At 35.0% G+C, this 16,349-nt stretch carries 12 protein-coding genes; 3 read left to right on the top strand and 9 right to left on the bottom strand.

Annotated features, from left to right (window positions below; translation table 11 throughout):
- Nucleotides 1-17: 17 nt before the first annotated feature.
- From ggt to WH188_RS24450, 5 genes are all read right to left on the bottom strand, one after another.
- The gene (gene ggt / locus WH188_RS24430; RefSeq protein WP_168127908.1) at nucleotides 18-1,715 is read right to left on the bottom strand and encodes a gamma-glutamyltransferase; all 1,698 of its coding nucleotides are present in this window, start codon (nucleotides 1,713-1,715) and stop codon (nucleotides 18-20) included.
- A gap of 4 nt (nucleotides 1,716-1,719) precedes the next feature.
- Nucleotides 1,720-2,781, bottom strand: coding sequence for a hypothetical protein (locus WH188_RS24435; protein WP_132771581.1), 1,062 nt, complete (start codon nucleotides 2,779-2,781; stop codon nucleotides 1,720-1,722).
- 150 nt (nucleotides 2,782-2,931) lie between these two features.
- Nucleotides 2,932-3,258: a nucleotide pyrophosphohydrolase gene (locus WH188_RS24440; protein ID WP_021192353.1), complete on the bottom strand. Its 327-nt coding sequence runs from the start codon at nucleotides 3,256-3,258 to the stop codon at nucleotides 2,932-2,934.
- A 4-nt stretch (nucleotides 3,259-3,262) separates the two neighbouring features.
- Complete coding sequence (dtd, locus tag WH188_RS24445; protein ID WP_132771580.1) at nucleotides 3,263-3,721, bottom strand: D-aminoacyl-tRNA deacylase; 459 nt, start codon at nucleotides 3,719-3,721, stop codon at nucleotides 3,263-3,265.
- 130 nt (nucleotides 3,722-3,851) lie between these two features.
- Nucleotides 3,852-6,272 carry a TonB-dependent receptor gene (locus WH188_RS24450; RefSeq protein ID WP_132771579.1) on the bottom strand — a complete coding sequence of 807 codons (2,421 nt, stop codon included), beginning with the start codon at nucleotides 6,270-6,272 and terminating at the stop codon, nucleotides 3,852-3,854.
- Nucleotides 6,273-7,088: 816 nt separating this feature from the next.
- On the opposite strand from WH188_RS24450, the gene WH188_RS24455 reads away from it, so the two are divergent.
- From WH188_RS24455 to WH188_RS24465, 3 genes are read left to right on the top strand one after another with little or no spacing between them, the layout of a single operon-like run.
- Nucleotides 7,089-8,258 carry an amidohydrolase family protein gene (locus WH188_RS24455; RefSeq protein WP_206368607.1) on the top strand — a complete coding sequence of 390 codons (1,170 nt, stop codon included), beginning with the start codon at nucleotides 7,089-7,091 and terminating at the stop codon, nucleotides 8,256-8,258.
- A gap of 34 nt (nucleotides 8,259-8,292) precedes the next feature.
- Nucleotides 8,293-8,574 carry an acylphosphatase gene (locus WH188_RS24460; protein WP_021192356.1) on the top strand — a complete coding sequence of 94 codons (282 nt, stop codon included), beginning with the start codon at nucleotides 8,293-8,295 and terminating at the stop codon, nucleotides 8,572-8,574.
- Between the two features lie 11 nt (nucleotides 8,575-8,585).
- Nucleotides 8,586-10,097, top strand: coding sequence for an oligosaccharide flippase family protein (locus WH188_RS24465; RefSeq protein ID WP_339424789.1), 1,512 nt, complete (start codon nucleotides 8,586-8,588; stop codon nucleotides 10,095-10,097).
- A 12-nt stretch (nucleotides 10,098-10,109) separates the two neighbouring features.
- Here the strand turns inward: WH188_RS24465 and dusB are convergent, their stop codons facing one another.
- From dusB to WH188_RS24485, 4 genes are all read right to left on the bottom strand, one after another.
- Nucleotides 10,110-11,108, bottom strand: a complete 999-nt coding sequence (gene dusB / locus WH188_RS24470) for a tRNA dihydrouridine synthase DusB (RefSeq protein ID WP_339424790.1) — start codon at nucleotides 11,106-11,108, stop codon at nucleotides 10,110-10,112.
- 307 nt (nucleotides 11,109-11,415) lie between these two features.
- Nucleotides 11,416-13,857 (bottom strand): outer membrane beta-barrel family protein, encoded by a 2,442-nt coding sequence (locus WH188_RS24475; RefSeq protein ID WP_339424791.1) that lies wholly within the window; start codon nucleotides 13,855-13,857, stop codon nucleotides 11,416-11,418.
- 10 nt (nucleotides 13,858-13,867) lie between these two features.
- Nucleotides 13,868-15,001, bottom strand: a complete 1,134-nt coding sequence (locus tag WH188_RS24480) for a PepSY-associated TM helix domain-containing protein (RefSeq protein ID WP_132771574.1) — start codon at nucleotides 14,999-15,001, stop codon at nucleotides 13,868-13,870.
- 82 nt (nucleotides 15,002-15,083) lie between these two features.
- Nucleotides 15,084-16,340 (bottom strand): DUF4374 domain-containing protein, encoded by a 1,257-nt coding sequence (locus WH188_RS24485; RefSeq protein WP_132771573.1) that lies wholly within the window; start codon nucleotides 16,338-16,340, stop codon nucleotides 15,084-15,086.
- Nucleotides 16,341-16,349: the final 9 nt, after the last annotated feature.

The raw sequence follows: 16,349 nt of genomic DNA on the forward strand, positions 1-16,349 counted from the left end.
ATTTAAAATTTAATATACTAAAAACCTGAAGCGGTATCATCACCCCTCGGATCGGCACCTGTCTGGAGTTTTCCGTTGGGTAATATTATGATATTTTCCACTCTGCCTATATTACCTCTAGGTGATATTTTGTACCCTGCATTTTCTAGACTTTTTCTTACTTTGGGAGTTATTGCATTTTTTTCTACATCAATCTGATCGGGTAGCCATTGATGATGAAAACGCGGGGATGAAACGGATTGCTGTGCATTTTGTTGATAGTCAATTACGTTGACTATCGTTTGGAAGACGGAGGTCATAATTGTTGATCCGCCTGGTGTTCCTACTACCATAAATAGCTTTCCATCCTTTTCCACAATAGTTGGTGTCATTGAACTTAACATACGTTTGTTTGGCTCGATGGCATTCGCTTTTCCGCCAACGAGGCCATAGATATTTGGAACTCCTGGTTTAACTGAGAAGTCATCCATTTCATCATTTAATATAAAGCCTGCGCCAGATACAAAGACACGTGATCCATATGAATTATTAAGTGTTGTCGTAATAGAAACGGCATTGCCTTCGGAATCGACGATATTAAAGTGTGTTGTTTCTTCTGATTCATATCCTGGAAATTTCGCAGCCTTTACATCGCTGCTTGCGGTTGCTTTGGTTAAGTTTACGGCTTTTAATCTTTCACTGTTGAAAATAGAGTCTGTCAATTCTTTGACAGGTACTCTTATGAAGTCTGGATCACCTAAATACTTTGCTCTATCTGCATAAATACGACGTTCGGCTTCAACCATTACACGTACAGCGGAATCACTTTGGAATCCCCATTTTCCTAATGGATATTGTGCTACTGATTGTAATAGTGCAACTAAGGCTGGTCCACCACTAGATGGAGGTGCCATACATATGATCTTATGTCCACGGTAATATCCTGTAACGGGTTGTCGCCATACTGCTTTATAATTCTCAAGATCATTATAACTGATAATGCCATTGCCTTTATGCATTTCTTTAACAATGAGGTCAGCTGTTATGCCTTTGTAGAAGCCATCACGACCATGATCAGCAATTCTTCTAATTGTGTTAGCCAGTTCCTGTTGCTGGAATAAATCGCCTTTTTTCCAGCTGGTGGTTTTCAGTATAGGGGCGCCACTTGGGTTATATTTTTGAAAGCTTTCTTTATATTCGTTGAATTCCTCTGCCTGTTGTTTTGTAATCGGAAAGCCTTTTTCAGCTAATGCTATAGCAGGATTTAATAAAGTTTTCCAATCTAATTTGCCATACTTTTTGTGAGCTTCAACCATTCCGTCAACTGATCCTGGTACTCCTGCGGATAAATGGCCATATACACTTAGATCTTCTATTACATTTCCCTGCTTGTCTAGGTACATATTAGCATGTCCTTTTTCTGGTGATTTTTCTCTAAAGTCTAAAGCATTGATTTCACCTTTACTACTTCTGTAGACCATAAACCCACCACCACCTATGTTTCCAGCATTAGGGTAAACTACTGCTAATGCAAATTGTACTGCGACAGCGGCATCAATGGCGTTGCCCCCCATTTTTAGGATATCTACACCAACTTTTGAAGCTAAGGGATGCGCGGTAACAACCGCCGCCTTATTGAAGGTCTTGGCTTTTTTATCAAGTTCTAACGAAACTGTGCACGATTGTACTGACAGCGCCGCCGTAATAATAAACAAATAGAATTTGCTTTTTTTCATAATCTTAATTAGGTAGTTGTTCTATTTTTTCAAAATTTCCATCTACATGGTCAATTTTTATTTTGTATCGCTTAATGTTTGAAGGTGCTGATCCCACTCCAATTCCAATCATTCCACCTCCATATCCAAAACCTGATCCTATGCCTGCTGATATCGAGAAGCTAGTACTGTTTTCTTCTGCTAAACCATAGAAATAGTATTCGTCATTTTCCATTACAAGTGGATAATATCCATAACTTGTGGAGACATAGGTTTCGTCATTATCTACCACGGCATATATCTGTGAATCTTTTAATTTTACTTTTTTCCCTTTTTCATTGGTGTAATAATAGTATTTGATTTTGCCTTTTTTATCTTTCTCATCAACTAGCGGATAATCTGGTTTTTGGTTTTTTAGAGTTTCATAGCTCATATAAATCCCGTCCACGAGATGTTCTGCGGCATATAATGGTAATTTCTCTTTTTCCTTGTAATCAATGTTTTGGATATCATGTAAGGTTAATGATTCGGACGATATGTCTTTTACTTTTAAATTTTTACGAATGAATGAATCTATAATGAGGCTTCCTTTTTTTAATAATTTGTTGGAGACATCGATTCCTGAAACTTGAAAGCTACTGTCGATATGATTTAATGGGAAATAATTGTTCCCTTTTTTTTGATATAGATTTGCTCTGAAATCAAAAAAGCCCTTTTCTTTGATTCCACCACCAATTTCAGAAAATGATAATCTTCGAATTTGCAAAAGCAATGTATCTCTCTGCGTATTTCCATTACTGATTGTTTCTAGATATTTCTGCAATTGATCTTCAAGAGCTGGATTTGCAACTACAGTAGCGGATTTTCCTAATAAACCTTTTTGTATGATTCCGTAATGAGTTGTATCTTTTCTTGAATCCAGGATCTGGATCTTTTGGTATTGGCTACCATTAACGATTTCCTGAGGGTCATATTGAAAGGTAAATTCTTTATTTCTATCTTGTGCTGAAGCGTGTGTTAATCCTGTAAGTAAGATTGCTAAAAGCACATGGTGTTTTAATGTATGGACGTAATGTGTTAAATTCATTTCCAGAGGGAATTAATGATCTGCATTAAAGATAAAGAAATTAAAAGGCTGTATCAAGTTTCTTGATACAGCCCTTCAACAGTTTGCATGCAAACTGTATTAAAATTAATTTGATACTTATATAACGAACTAAATTATAGTAATGTTGTATTACTTTAATTTTTCATTGTTTTTATGTCGATCGGCGTCACGGATTGATTTTTTCTCTAAATTTTTTTCTAGCGCATCTGTTAAATCAATACCGGTTTGATTGGCCAGGCACATTAATACAAAGAGAACATCGGCCATTTCATCCGCTAAATTTACTTCTTTATCAGATTTTTTAAATGATTGTTCGCCATACTGTCTTGCCATAATTCTAGCAACTTCTCCAACTTCTTCCATTAGCATTGCTGTGTTTGTTAATTCATTAAAATAGCGAATACCTGTTGTATTGATCCATTTATCAATGGTCTCCTGTGCTTCTTTTATTGTCATAGTATTAGAAATTATCTTTATCCTGTGTATTCATTATGATGGTAACGGGCCCATCATTTAATAAATCAATTTTCATATCTGCACCAAATATTCCCATTTGCACTTCGCTGTTTATTAAAGTGCTAAGATAGTGGGCCATTTGTATGTACATTGGCTGTGCTTTATCTGGTTTGGCTGCACGGATAAAAGAGGGGCGATTTCCTTTTTTTGTTTGTGCGAATAATGTGAATTGGGATATAAGTAATATTTCACCACGTATGTCTAGCACCGATCTATTCATTAAACCGTTTTCATCATTAAATATTCGAAGATTGACGAATTTTTGTGCCATCCATTTCATATCTTCAATTGTATCTTCCTCTTCGATCCCAATAAGGATTAGTAAGCCGTCTTTAATCTGACCTGTTATTTTGCTATCGACCGAACAGCTCGCCCTGGAAACTCGTTGTATTACTGCACGCATAGGACAATATTAAGAAAAAAATGCCAACTATTGAGTTTGATCTGATTAAGTATTGTTGACGTCATGGATCTTGAAAATGCTGTAAAACAACTTGCGCCTTAAAATAATGTTGAAGGCGCAAGTTGTTTTATTAGAATTTTACGTTTAGGCTTAACATAAAATTTGTTGTAGCCTGTGGATAGTAAAAATTAAAATATTTTCGAGATGTACCGTCCATATAACCCCAAGTATATCCGTTGGTTTGATATTTTTCATTTAGGATATTGTTGACAGTAAGTCCAAGGTCTATATTTTTCAAACCTAATATGGAGAAATTATAAATAGCTCTAATATTGTTTACAAATGAAGGGTCTATACTTCTTACTTTGGCTGAACTATTGTCCAGATATTGTCTTGAAATATATTTTGATAATAGTGCAATTTCTACTGAACGAAGAGGGCGATAAGTGAACTCGCTTGATAAAATAGTTGCCGGAGAAAGTGCAATATCTGTTTTTTTAATGAATTCTCCACTCGTTTCATCCGTGTAATTTTTGATTTTGTTCTGACTTAGTCCCGCTGTTGCTTTCCAACCAAAGTACGCTGAAATTTTCCATGCGGCATCTACTTCTAAGCCTATTCTATAGCTATTTGGGATATTCATTCTCAATGGAGAACCTACATTATTAAGTGCTCCGGTCGGAATAAGTTGATCTTTATAGAACATACCATAAAAGTTCGTACCGATGTTAAATGTTTCATTATTGAAGCGGTAGCCAGCTTCGATATCTTGCATTTTCTCTGGTTTGGGATTGTTTCCTTTTAGATCAACAAAGTCATTTCTGACAGGTTCTTTACTAGCATAGGCATATGAGGCGTATAAATTTGAATTTTCATTGATGAGGTAAGTAATTCCTAATTTTGGATTTACAAAATTGAATTTTCTTTTAAAATCCATTCCTTTGATTTTATCGTCATCACCTTTTACTTGGTAATTAATATTACGATACTGTATATCCGCAAATAATAACCATTTTTCGAATGTAAAGTCTGCTTTCAGAAATGTACTGATGTCATCTTTTTTAGCATCATTGAGATAGTATTTATCCCCTAAGTTGCTGGCGGAAGCATATTTTGCCCAGATTATTTCACCGTAATGATCTCCCTTATATTGATTTGCAGCTCCACCCCATGTCAATTTTATTGTCTGTGAAGGATTATAGTTGAAGGAAAAGGTAGTCCCATAGAAGTAATTATCTAACCATCTTCTCCTTACCAAATCGGTTTGTTTGATGGTATCGGTTCCTGAAATGACTGGTGGTAAATTGTATTTTGAAAAGTCGTCTTCAGGTCGGAATTCTTCGTAATAGCCTGCACCTCTGGTGTAATGTAGTGCCGCATTAAAAATTAGTTTTTCATTGATAAAATTGGTGTAATGTAACTGGTGATGTGTTTGCGTGTAGTTGTCTGTTTGGTTTTTATATAGGTATTTGTTGTAAGTGCGACCAGAATTTAATAGATTTTCTGTTTCTAGCTGTGTATAGCCATCATTGACGGCATAATCTTTCATCCCCGCTACATCATTGTTTAATCTTGGCTCTGGTGTTCCGTACCAAGATTGATATGTTTTTTCCTTGCCAGAGAATACAATGGCCTTTAAAATATGTTTGTCACTATAATAACCTCCATCTACATAAAAAGACTTTAAATCGGAAGATGCTCGGTCGATATAGCCATCGCTCAAGATACGTGAGAGACGAACATTAAAGGCAAATTTATTATTTAGTAGTCCTGAACCTACTTTCAAAGTATTTTTCCAAGAATTATAAGAGCCGAAAGAGTTGTTGAATTCTACGTACGGCTCTTTTTCGAGTGTATTGGATTGTATGTTTAGTGATGCCCCGAATGATCCCGCCCCGTTTGTAGAAGTTCCAATTCCTCTTTGAATCTGGATACTCTCGGTAGAGGATGCAAAATCGGGAAGATTGACGAAGAATGAGCCCATACTTTCCGCGTCATTCAACGGAATTCCATTCAATGTTACATTTATGCGGGCATTATCAGATCCTCTTATTTTCATATTTGTATATCCTATACCTGCTCCTGCGTCCGATCCTATGACGACAGATGGTGTTTGATCTAGTAGGTATGGAATATCTTGTCCGAAATTGTTTTTAGCGATATCTTGTTTGCTAATATTTTTATAGGTTGTAGAAGAGTTGTTTTTGGCACGTGTTGCCATGACCAGGACTTCTTCTGTTTTTATAGCACGTGGTTTTAGAAAGATTTCAAGATCAGTATTTTGTACCAGATCAATCTGCTTCTTTTCTGTACTATAGCCTATGTAAGAGATTGTTATGGCGTATTGTCCATCAGGTAATCCTGAAAACTTTGAAGTGCCATTTCGATCAGTTGTTAAATTCTTACTCTGATTTTTTGTCAGAACGATACTTGCGCCCTGTAACGATTTTTTTGTTTCATTGTCTAAGACTTTGATGGATAAAGCGTTTTGAGCTGATACGGATAATGTTATTCCTAGAAATAGCACTGTGCTGATTAAATTTTTAATCATGTTTTTTAATTGAATTTTGAGTTAAACAAACTATTGCTAGGGGTTACAACAGTTTTTCACTTATTTAACTAACCTTTTCCCTCCGCCAGCATTATCTGGATCAGGTGCACAACACATAAATGTATTGTTGGGTATAATCTCAGCCTTTATTCGTGTTCGTAGAACAAGGCACCCCTTATTGATAATGCGAAGGTATTAAATAAAATCTGTACTAAAAATATAATGTAAAAATGGATGTTGAGGAATTGAGTTTTGGAATATCAATTTGTTTTGCTCGTAAAAATAAGTGGAATAGATTTTCGTTTATAGGATTGTATTATGATGAATGTTGTGTTGCTTTATCTTTAGCTTCTTTCGGATTTTAAAGTAGCTGTATTGATCCGGTTTCTTTTTTTAATAACTAAAAGGATGTCCATTTATAATTCCATGATTTATTGATGCTTCACTGACATAACGTCATTGAATCGCTACAAAAATGAATAAAATTGTGGTTTTTAGATAATATATTGGCTGAATTTAAACTTATTCCCTACCTTCAAAAAATATGCTAAAATTCAAACTTTTAGCTCATGTTAATTATTTTTAGCAACAAGGGAGTTTTTATTAAGGTTTAAATTTATGTTACATTCTTATAAGTTAATTTATCTAAAAGTCTTTGATTTTTATCACGATTAAATAATTAAACTAATTGTGTAAATTTGTTTTTTTTAATGGTAATATTTTTTTTACTAAATTTTGGCACGAATTTTAACGTTAATAACCACAGTTCCTTTGCGTTGACCTGAATGCTAAGTAACTATTAAAGTTTTTATAATAATGAAATATTTTAGCGCTACCTATATCTTACCAATTACATCTTTACCTATTAAAGATGGAGTGGTAAAAGTTAATGATGATGGTGAAATCCTTGGGATTTATGAAAGTAAAGACGTAGAATTGAGCGGCCAGCATATTGAAAAATTTGAAGGAGTTATTGTTCCTGGATTTATTAATGCGCATTGTCACTTAGAATTGTCCCATATGAAGGGTACGATTCCGCAAAAAACTGGATTACCAGCTTTTCTTTCTTCGGTTATGACAAGTCGTGGCACTTCTTTAAAAGTGATTGATAAAGCGATGGCTGCTGCTGATGAAGAAATGTACAATAATGGTATTGTGGCAGTTGGAGATCACGTGAATTCTGATAACACATCTAACATTAAGGAGTCTAGTAAGATTCTTTACCACACTTTTGTTGAAGTCTTCGGAGTAGAGCCGGATGAAGCTGATGGTCGATTGCAGGAGGCTAAGGATTTGATTCATGAATTTGATCCAGCACATTCTTCAATTACACCACATGCTCCTTATTCTTGTTCGAAAATACTTCTGAAGAAATTTAAAAAAGCAGTTTCTGATGTTAATATTATCAGTATTCATAATCAAGAGAGTGATGAAGAAAATAGATTGTTTCGTTATAAAACGGGAGGATTTATCGATTTCTTTAAAGTAATAGGGAAAAATCCTGATTTGTTTAAAGCTCAGGCTAGAAATTCAATTCAGTCATATTTACCATATTTACCTCATCCTAATAAGTTGATCTTGGTTCACAATACGTATACGTCATTGAAAGACCTTGATTTTGTGGACCGAATGGGCCGTGATATCGTATGGTGTTTATGTCCGAAGGCGAATCTTTATATTGAAGGTCAATTGCCAAAAGTAATGAACTTTGTAAACGATAATCAAAAAATTGTAATCGGTACAGATAGTTTAGCATCCAATGATAAGCTTTCAATTTTAGATGAATTAAAAGTGTTACATAAACATTTTGATAATTTAGATTTTCAGCAATCTATCCAGTGGGCTACTATTAATGGGGCACAGGCTTTAAATATCGATGATAAATTTGGTTCAATTGAAGTTGGTAAAAAACCAGGTCTTGTTCTATTAAAAAATATGGAACATTTTAGATTATCTGATAAAGTTACGGTGCAAAGATTAGCATAGTAAAATACTCAAAATCTTCTGTACTTTTGTTGATATGAAACATGTTAATATTTCTATCAAAGGAAAAGTACAGGGGGTTTATTTTAGGTTATCTACCAAAGCAGTTGCCGACCAATTGGGTATTAAAGGGTTTGTTAGAAATTTAGCGGATGGTTCTGTTTATATTGAGGCAGAGGGTGATGATTTTGCTCTAGATTGTTTAAAAGAATTCTGTGAAGAGGGACCTGAGCGCGCAGTAGTGGAAGAAGTGATTTGTGAAGAGGGCGTCTGGGAAGATTTTAAGAATTTTGAAGTGCTAAAAAAATCGTCTAAATAAATCTTAATATCTTGTCTGTTTTTAAGAAATTTGCTGGTCAAACCTTGATCTACGGTCTCAGTACTATCATCTCTAGATTACTGAATTTTGTTTTAACGCCCATTTTCGTTCGTAAATTTGAAGCTTCCACCTATGGAATATTTACGAATATGTATTCTTGGGCAGCTATGATCAATGCATTCCTAGCTTTTGGGATGGAAACAACCTATTTTAGATATTTACAGAAAGTTGAGGAGAAGGATAAATCTAAAGTATTCAATAATAGCTTTGTTGTCACCATTTTTACTTCTTTAATTTTTCTATTAACTCTTCTTATTTTTTCTAATGACATTGCGCATTGGTTTGCAAAAGAAAATATTGACTCTGTAGGTCAATATAAAAGCTATATTTACTTTGTTGGACTTACTTTAGTCGTTGATGCACTTGCTGTTGTTCCTTTTGCCAAAGTTCGTGCTAATGGTCGGCCATTGCGCTACGGCGTATTGAAGTTAGTCAATATCATCACATTTGTTATTTTAAACTTGACATTCATTGTCTTCATACCTTATTTACTTCAAGATTTTCCGGATACTGAACCATATTTTTCTAGCTGGTATATAAACTCATGGTTGGGTTATGTGTTTATTTCTAATTTTGTAGCGAGTGCAGTGACATTGTTGATGCTGTTGCCCGAGATTAGAACATTTAATTTTAAAATTGATCGGGTGTTGTTAGGTGATATGTTTCGATATAGCTTTCCTATTTTGATCGCTAATATTTCATTTATCATAAACGAAAACCTAGATAAGATTTTAATGCCTGAATTATTACCGAAAAGTATTGCTGACCGAGATGTTGGTATATATGGTGCTATTGCAAAGATTGCTGTTTTCTTAAGCATTTTCGTGCAGGCATTTCGTTTAGGAGCCGAACCTTTTTTCTTCTCCTATGCCAAAAATGATAATTCGAAAAAGGTTTATGCAATGATCATGGAATATTTTGTGATTGCTATGATGGTTGTCATGATCGGATTGTCTGTCAATATTGAATGGCTTAAGTATTTTATTCAAGGAGGATCTGCTTCAGAGAGTGCAGAATATTGGTCGGGTCTATTTATTATTCCTGTTATTTTATTCAACTATGTGATGCTTGGGATATATATGAACCTTTCTGTGTGGTATAAACTTTCTGATCAAACACGATACGGTCTCTATATTTCAGGTATTGGGGCTTTAATTACAATTATATTGTGTTATATCCTGATTCCGCGCTACAGCTATGTCGGTGCAATTTATGTGACGACCATAACTTATGGTGTAATGGTATTTTTATCCTATTTTTGGGGACAAAAGAATTATCCAATTCCTTATAAGATCTTTAAAATTGGGGCTTATATGTTGGTTGGTACTATGATCGTTTATATCCATTACATAGTATTTGACCGGAATTTTTGGATTGGCAATATGATGTTGATTGCTTACTTATTGGGAACCGTTTTTGTCGAGAGGAAAACGGTAATGAAGATGTTGAAGTCTAAAAGTTAGAAGAAGCTATTTTTAATAAATAGCTTCTTCTGCAAAGTTATGTTGTATTTCGTCTAACACTTCTTGGATCTCTTCGAATGTCTGAAGACTGACTAATCGCATTCTGTATTCTTTAAAGTCTGGTATACCTTTAAAGTAGTTTGAATAATGACGACGCATTTCGAAAATACCTGTTTTAGGTCCTTTCCATTCAATTGATTTAACCAAATGTGTTCTGCACACATCTACACGTTCAGCAATTGTTGGACCGGCTAAACGTTCTCCTGTGTTGAAAAAGTGTTTTATTTCTCTAAATATCCAAGGATATCCAATTGAGGCGCGACCAATCATAATACCATCAACTTCATATTCCTGGCGCCATGCAATTGCTTTTTCTAAAGAATCTACATCGCCGTTTCCAAAAATTGGAATTTTAATGCGTGGATTACGCTTAATATCACGAATCATAGACCAATCTGCTTGCCCTTTATACATTTGTGATCGTGTACGTCCATGTATTGATAAAGCTTTAATACCGATATCCTGTAAACGTTCTGCCACTTCATAAACATTTTTGGTGTCATCGTCCCAGCCAAGGCGGGTCTTCACAGTAACTGGTAGATGTGTTCCTTCCACGACTGCTTTTGTCATTGCGACCATACGATCGATATCTTGCAATAAACTAGCACCTGCTCCACGGCAAGCAACGTTTTTAACTGGACAACCGTAATTAATATCGATTAGATCTGGATTTGCTAATGTGCAGATTTCGGATGACTGTCTCATGTGTTCGATTTCGGAACCGAAGATTTGTATACCTATTGGTCTTTCATACTCGAAGATATCTAACTTTTTACGTGATTTTGCTGCGTCTCGAATTAATCCTTCTGAAGAGATAAATTCCGTATACATCATATCTACCCCATTTTGCTTACAAACAAAACGGAATGGCGGATCACTTACATCCTCCATTGGAGCTAGCAATAATGGAAAGTCTCCTAAATCTATATTTTCGCCAATCTTAACAGACATATTTGATTTTTTTACAAAGATAACAATTTTGAGATAGTTCTATTTATGGTGTTTTTGATATGAATGTCATATGATGATTTAGGAAATTCATGTTTTATTGTTTATTAATATGCAGGGCAGGTTTCTTGCTAAAATGTGCTTCTTCGTAAAGAGATTAATTAGTAAGGATATATGTTCTGAAGTTTTCAAAGTTGTTCGTATTTACAACGCTCGAATAAGTATAAATAGAAAACAGCTATCAATTTCTTTTGATAGCTGTTTTCTATTTATACTGGTGTGGAATATCACCTTTGCATCGTGTTGATTTTTATAATCTATTTTTGATATCTTCCGAACCTGTTGAGCGTTCTTTTGCTCTGTTATCTGAACCTCCAAATCGGTAATTGAATGATAAAATTGCTGTTCTGCTATCTGGATTTGATTTTCCTATTAATCTCACTGCATTGGATACTGTTTCATATCGACGGTTATTGGTATGAAATATGTCGTTAACGACCAGCTTAATCGTTGCTTTTTTACTTAAAATGCTCTTTTGTATTCCACTGTAAATAAGTCCGTAACTTTTGATATTCGTTAAACCAATGGTCAGACCAGAGTTATAATTTCCTCCAATCTCTACAGACCAATCTTTGGGTAGTTTGAAAGTATTTTGTGTATTTAATGATAACGTATTGCCTGATCTTTTGATTAGTTCATTTTCTTGTGGAATCTCATATTCGTTTCTGTAATAGTTTGCAAAATGTGTAGCTGTCCACCAGGAAAATAATTGTGTAGGAGCCATGAATGATACGCCAAAATTTTTGAATGAACCGATATTTTCGGGTCTTTCAAAAGTGATTTGTTTGTTTGTAGGATCTAATCCTATGATATCATTTACGACATTAGATCTGTCTGCATAATTTAACGTAAATATATATTTGTTAGCTAGTGTATAGTTAGCTTCATAAGCGTGCTCGTAAGCAGGATCTAGTTTTGAATTTCCTTCTGAATAGGAGAAGGGGTCTGTATAGACGCGGAATGGGTTTAGACTCCAGAAGGATGGACGCTCGATGCGATAGCTATAGCTTAGTTGTACTTTATGATTGTTATTGATGCTATAAGATAAAAATGCTGATGGGAAAAACTTTAAATAATCTTTAGAGAACTGTTCATTTAAAGTTATTTGATTACCATCGGTAGATGTGTGCTCTGCTCGTAATCCTACTTGTGTTGAAAATTTGCTCCAAGTTTTTGATAGATTCACATAACCTGCTTGTATCGTTTCTTTATAAATGAAGTGATTACTTGTCGATAGATCTGGAACATAACTCTCATTTAGCAATGTATCATACCGCAAATCGTTTTCTGTCCGGATATGACTTGCTTTCCAACCAGTTTCTAGCTTAAAAGTTTCATTAAAAGGGAGTGTATAATCAATTTTTGCAACATAAACCTTACTGTCTGAGGGAATATCGCCAGTGCGTGATGATAAGGGGCGTATATTATTTTGATTTTCATTACTGTATTTAGTATTTAGTGTTTGATCCATTTTGGAATAATGGTCAATCATATCAAAATCCACTTTTAGTTCATGTCCATTTTCGTTGAACTTCAGGTTATAATTGATGTTATATAACATGTCTTCCCATCTTTCTTTTCCTTCGGTTATGGTTGAAGCCGACCAGATGAGATCTTTTGTCGCATAGTTTCTAAAATAATTGGTGGTTGGTTCATATTTTGGATATTTACCAAAGCCTCCATTTACTAGAAATCCCAAAGTCTGTTTTGAACTTAAATAAAAATCCATACCAACTCTGAAATTATTTGAACGCAGTTTCGGTTGAATTTTGTTTTCCTGTTGGGAGTAGGTTTCTGGTTCTGCTTGCGTATCTTTATAAAAGTAGCGTGTTAATGAATTGTAATACTCTAAATTTTGAAAGTATTGATTGTAATTTCCGAAGATATTTATTTTTTCCGTTCTGTAATTTAGGTCTAAACTACCGCCTAGGTGTAATCCGCGACCTGCTCCCATATTTCCGGAAACAGCTCCGTTCAACCCTTGCTTCAATCCTTTTTTTAATACGATATTGATTATCCCTGATGTTCCTGCCGCATCTTGCTTGGCATTAGGATTAGTCATAACTTCAATTTTTGTTATATCGTTTGAGGATGTACTTCTTAACAAATTGGCTAGCTGATCTGCGGAGAGGTAGGTAAGTTTTCCGTTAATCATGATAGAAGCACCAGATTTTCCTTTTAAACTGAAGGTTCCATTATCATCTAGACTTATACCTGGAATTTTGGTCAAAAGTTCTAATCCACTGTTACCATCTGCTAATGCAGAGTTTTCTATGTTGAAAATGGTTTTATCTTGATGTTGTTCTATAAATTGCTTGCGTTTATTGATGACAACCTCACTCAGATAAGCATTGTTTTGAAGCAATACAATTTTCCCAAAATCATATGCATTCACGTGCTCGCTTAATATGAATTGAGATGTTTTAAAATCTTCGTGTGTCATATTTTTTATATGCACATAGTAATTTCCATATGGTGCATTAGGGAAAATAAAATTCCCTATGCTATCGGCAGTAATAATTTTTGCGACAGTTCCATCATGAACGCGATGTAAAGTTACTTGTGCATGGGGTACAGGTTCGTTCTGTTCATCTAGGACACGGCCCATGATTTTAGCAGAATTTTGAGCACTGGCAACAAATAAAGTAAAAACTAGAAATAAACTAAGTAAGTAGTTGCAATGATGAAACATGTCTGCAAGATTAAGATGTTATTGGATGAATAGATTTTGATTTTTTTACTTTTTTTTTCTTTTTCCCCCACCAGATATAGAAACCAGTAATCGGTAATGTTGCGCAAATAAGTGATGCTAAAAAATATATTATTTTAGTAGCCATTCCCCCAATGAATCCTGTATGTAAGGCATAATTTGCGCGCATTAGCCATTCTGTGGTATTGGCATCATCAATGGGACCTTGTTTTCTGCCTGTTAATTCTAGCGTATTACGATCAAAATTTAAGTCACGCCATATACCGTTTTCCATATCTGTACATGCATATACGGATTTATCCTCGGCTTCAGGGTAGTGGACGATAACGGCTTCTTTGTTATGGCGAGCATATTCATGGCGCACTTTATACCAGATTTGATCAGCAACAATCAATGCATCATTCAAGGGCTGATCATCAGGTATTTCTTTTTCAACTTGTTCTACTTTAGGTTTATTCGGGTATCCTCCGCTGAGCCAAACTACTGATTTGCGCATCCACGGGAAGCTCATGATTAACCCTGTAAGGCACATAACTAAGGCTATGGTTAGTCCGTAAAATCCTAATACATTGTGCAGGTCATAATTTACTCGTTTGAACCGCGCTTTCCATTTGATGGTAAAACTCTGCTCACGAGATCTTTTGTTCCATTTTTTTGGCCACCATAAAATAAGACCAGTGATTAGTAGTGAAAAGAATATAAAAGTACTCCAGCCGACTACTTGACGGCCGATCTTGTTCGGCATCCATAGATGACGGTGCCCCTCATCCATGAAATGAAAGAAATCTTCATGATTAACAACAGCTAGGATCTCAGCTGTATAAGGATTGACATAGACTAAACTATCGGAGTGGTCTAAACTTACTTTAACTGATTTATCTAAACCATAATACCAGGAACTAGCTATTTCTTTGTCTGGAATGGCTGTCTTTACAGCTTTGTAGATTGCAGATGGAGGAAGCTGATCTTCTGATCTTTGTGCTTCTACGCGAATATAATTTGTAGTGAATTCTTTGATGTCATGTTCGAAGACAAGTACACAGCCGGTTATACTTAGGATAACAACAGGTATGCCTGCCGCTAGTCCTAACCAAAGATGTAGCCATGCATTAATTTTGCTGAGCATAATAATTTAAAGCGCTATTTATAAAGTGATAAAATTTATTCTGTCAAAGTATTTCTTTGACAGAATAAATGGATTTTTATTTTTAGTAATTGATTTTACTCATGGACGAAACACCAGATACACCGACAAATTTTAAACCTCTTTTGGCTGTTGCATTATTGATGTCAATTGTATAGGTATAATATTGTTTGTCTTCTAAACTCTGACATGCATAGTAAGCTTTACTGCCATCTTTTTCAACAAATACGACGTCCTTATATCCTTGTTGTTCATGGGCAGGAATTTCTTTGATTTCAGTCATCTTTTTTGTCTGAATATCGACGATGTATAATTTTACTAATCCACCTCCTACACCTTCAGCTTGTTCGCCTTTATTATAAACTGTCATTAAGAATTTATCATCTTTAAGATAACTTCCTCTTGCAATTTTGCCATTTCCTAATGATTCAATATCAAAATAATAGTCTTTATCAAATTCATCAGTTCCTTTCTTAATTCGAAGAAATCCTGATTTGTTTTTAGAAGCTAAAGATGCTTCATTTGCTGAAAACCAAACGTATGCATCACCTTTGTTGTCTACAGCAAGACCTTGTTGTGCCCACCAATTTCCAATATGTGAACCACGTCCATCTCTAATTGTTTTTTCGAATTTTAGCTCAGGATAAGAGAAGATACCGATATAAGTAGTGTCGGTGGTTGTGAAATTACCGCCCCAGTTGTTTGATCCGTCTCCAGATTGAAAAGGAACATATATTTTATTTCCTACTTGAAACACGCCAGTCCAGATGGCCATTCTTTTTCCGCCTAAAACTTTGGATAGATCAACAGTGTTTTTATTTGCTATAGAGAAATTTTGAGCATCGTAATTTCTTAGGGTTGCCACTGGATTAACAATACTTCTATTTGTGGTACCTAATATAATATTTTTGTCTCCAAAATGTCCATAAATACCTGATGTCTCAGCATTTACTTGTTCATCTTTAAGTCTCTGGAACTCACCTTTACTGTCAATGTTGTAAGGGGTTATCGGTCCTTGACCACCATATGTTAGTCCAAAGATATAGTTGTTCTGATTGATAAAGGATTGTTCTGTCGCTGGCATACCGTTACCTACAATACTGAGTGTTCCATCGCTTACATTATCTGTTGACAGGATATAATTACCTGAAGTTCCAGCTTCTCCACTACCTTGTCCATTTACGATAAAAACAAATTTTTCTCTTTTTCCGGAATTTCCGGTATCACTTCCTCCATCAGAAGGATTGTCTTTTGAACATGCAGTGATGGCTAAAACGCCACATGCTAGGGTCAGCATTTTTAAAGTGTTTAACTTTTTCATTGTATTTAT

It is taken from the genome of Sphingobacterium sp. MYb388 (assembly GCF_037479535.1).
Classification (GTDB): Bacteria; Bacteroidota; Bacteroidia; order Sphingobacteriales; family Sphingobacteriaceae; genus Sphingobacterium; species Sphingobacterium anhuiense.

Coding starts and splice junctions, on each gene's coding strand:
- WH188_RS24460 (WP_021192356.1), top strand. CDS start 8,293: ATGAAACATGTTAATATTTCTATCAAAGGAAAAGTACAGGGGGTTTAT.
- dtd (WP_132771580.1), bottom strand. CDS start 3,721: ATGCGTGCAGTAATACAACGAGTTTCCAGGGCGAGCTGTTCGGTCGAT.
- WH188_RS24475 (WP_339424791.1), bottom strand. CDS start 13,857: ATGTTTCATCATTGCAACTACTTACTTAGTTTATTTCTAGTTTTTACT.
- ggt (WP_168127908.1), bottom strand. CDS start 1,715: ATGAAAAAAAGCAAATTCTATTTGTTTATTATTACGGCGGCGCTGTCA.
- WH188_RS24440 (WP_021192353.1), bottom strand. CDS start 3,258: ATGACAATAAAAGAAGCACAGGAGACCATTGATAAATGGATCAATACA.
- WH188_RS24485 (WP_132771573.1), bottom strand. CDS start 16,340: ATGAAAAAGTTAAACACTTTAAAAATGCTGACCCTAGCATGTGGCGTT.
- WH188_RS24450 (WP_132771579.1), bottom strand. CDS start 6,272: ATGATTAAAAATTTAATCAGCACAGTGCTATTTCTAGGAATAACATTA.
- WH188_RS24480 (WP_132771574.1), bottom strand. CDS start 15,001: ATGCTCAGCAAAATTAATGCATGGCTACATCTTTGGTTAGGACTAGCG.
- dusB (WP_339424790.1), bottom strand. CDS start 11,108: ATGTCTGTTAAGATTGGCGAAAATATAGATTTAGGAGACTTTCCATTA.
- WH188_RS24455 (WP_206368607.1), top strand. CDS start 7,089: ATGAAATATTTTAGCGCTACCTATATCTTACCAATTACATCTTTACCT.
- WH188_RS24435 (WP_132771581.1), bottom strand. CDS start 2,781: ATGAATTTAACACATTACGTCCATACATTAAAACACCATGTGCTTTTA.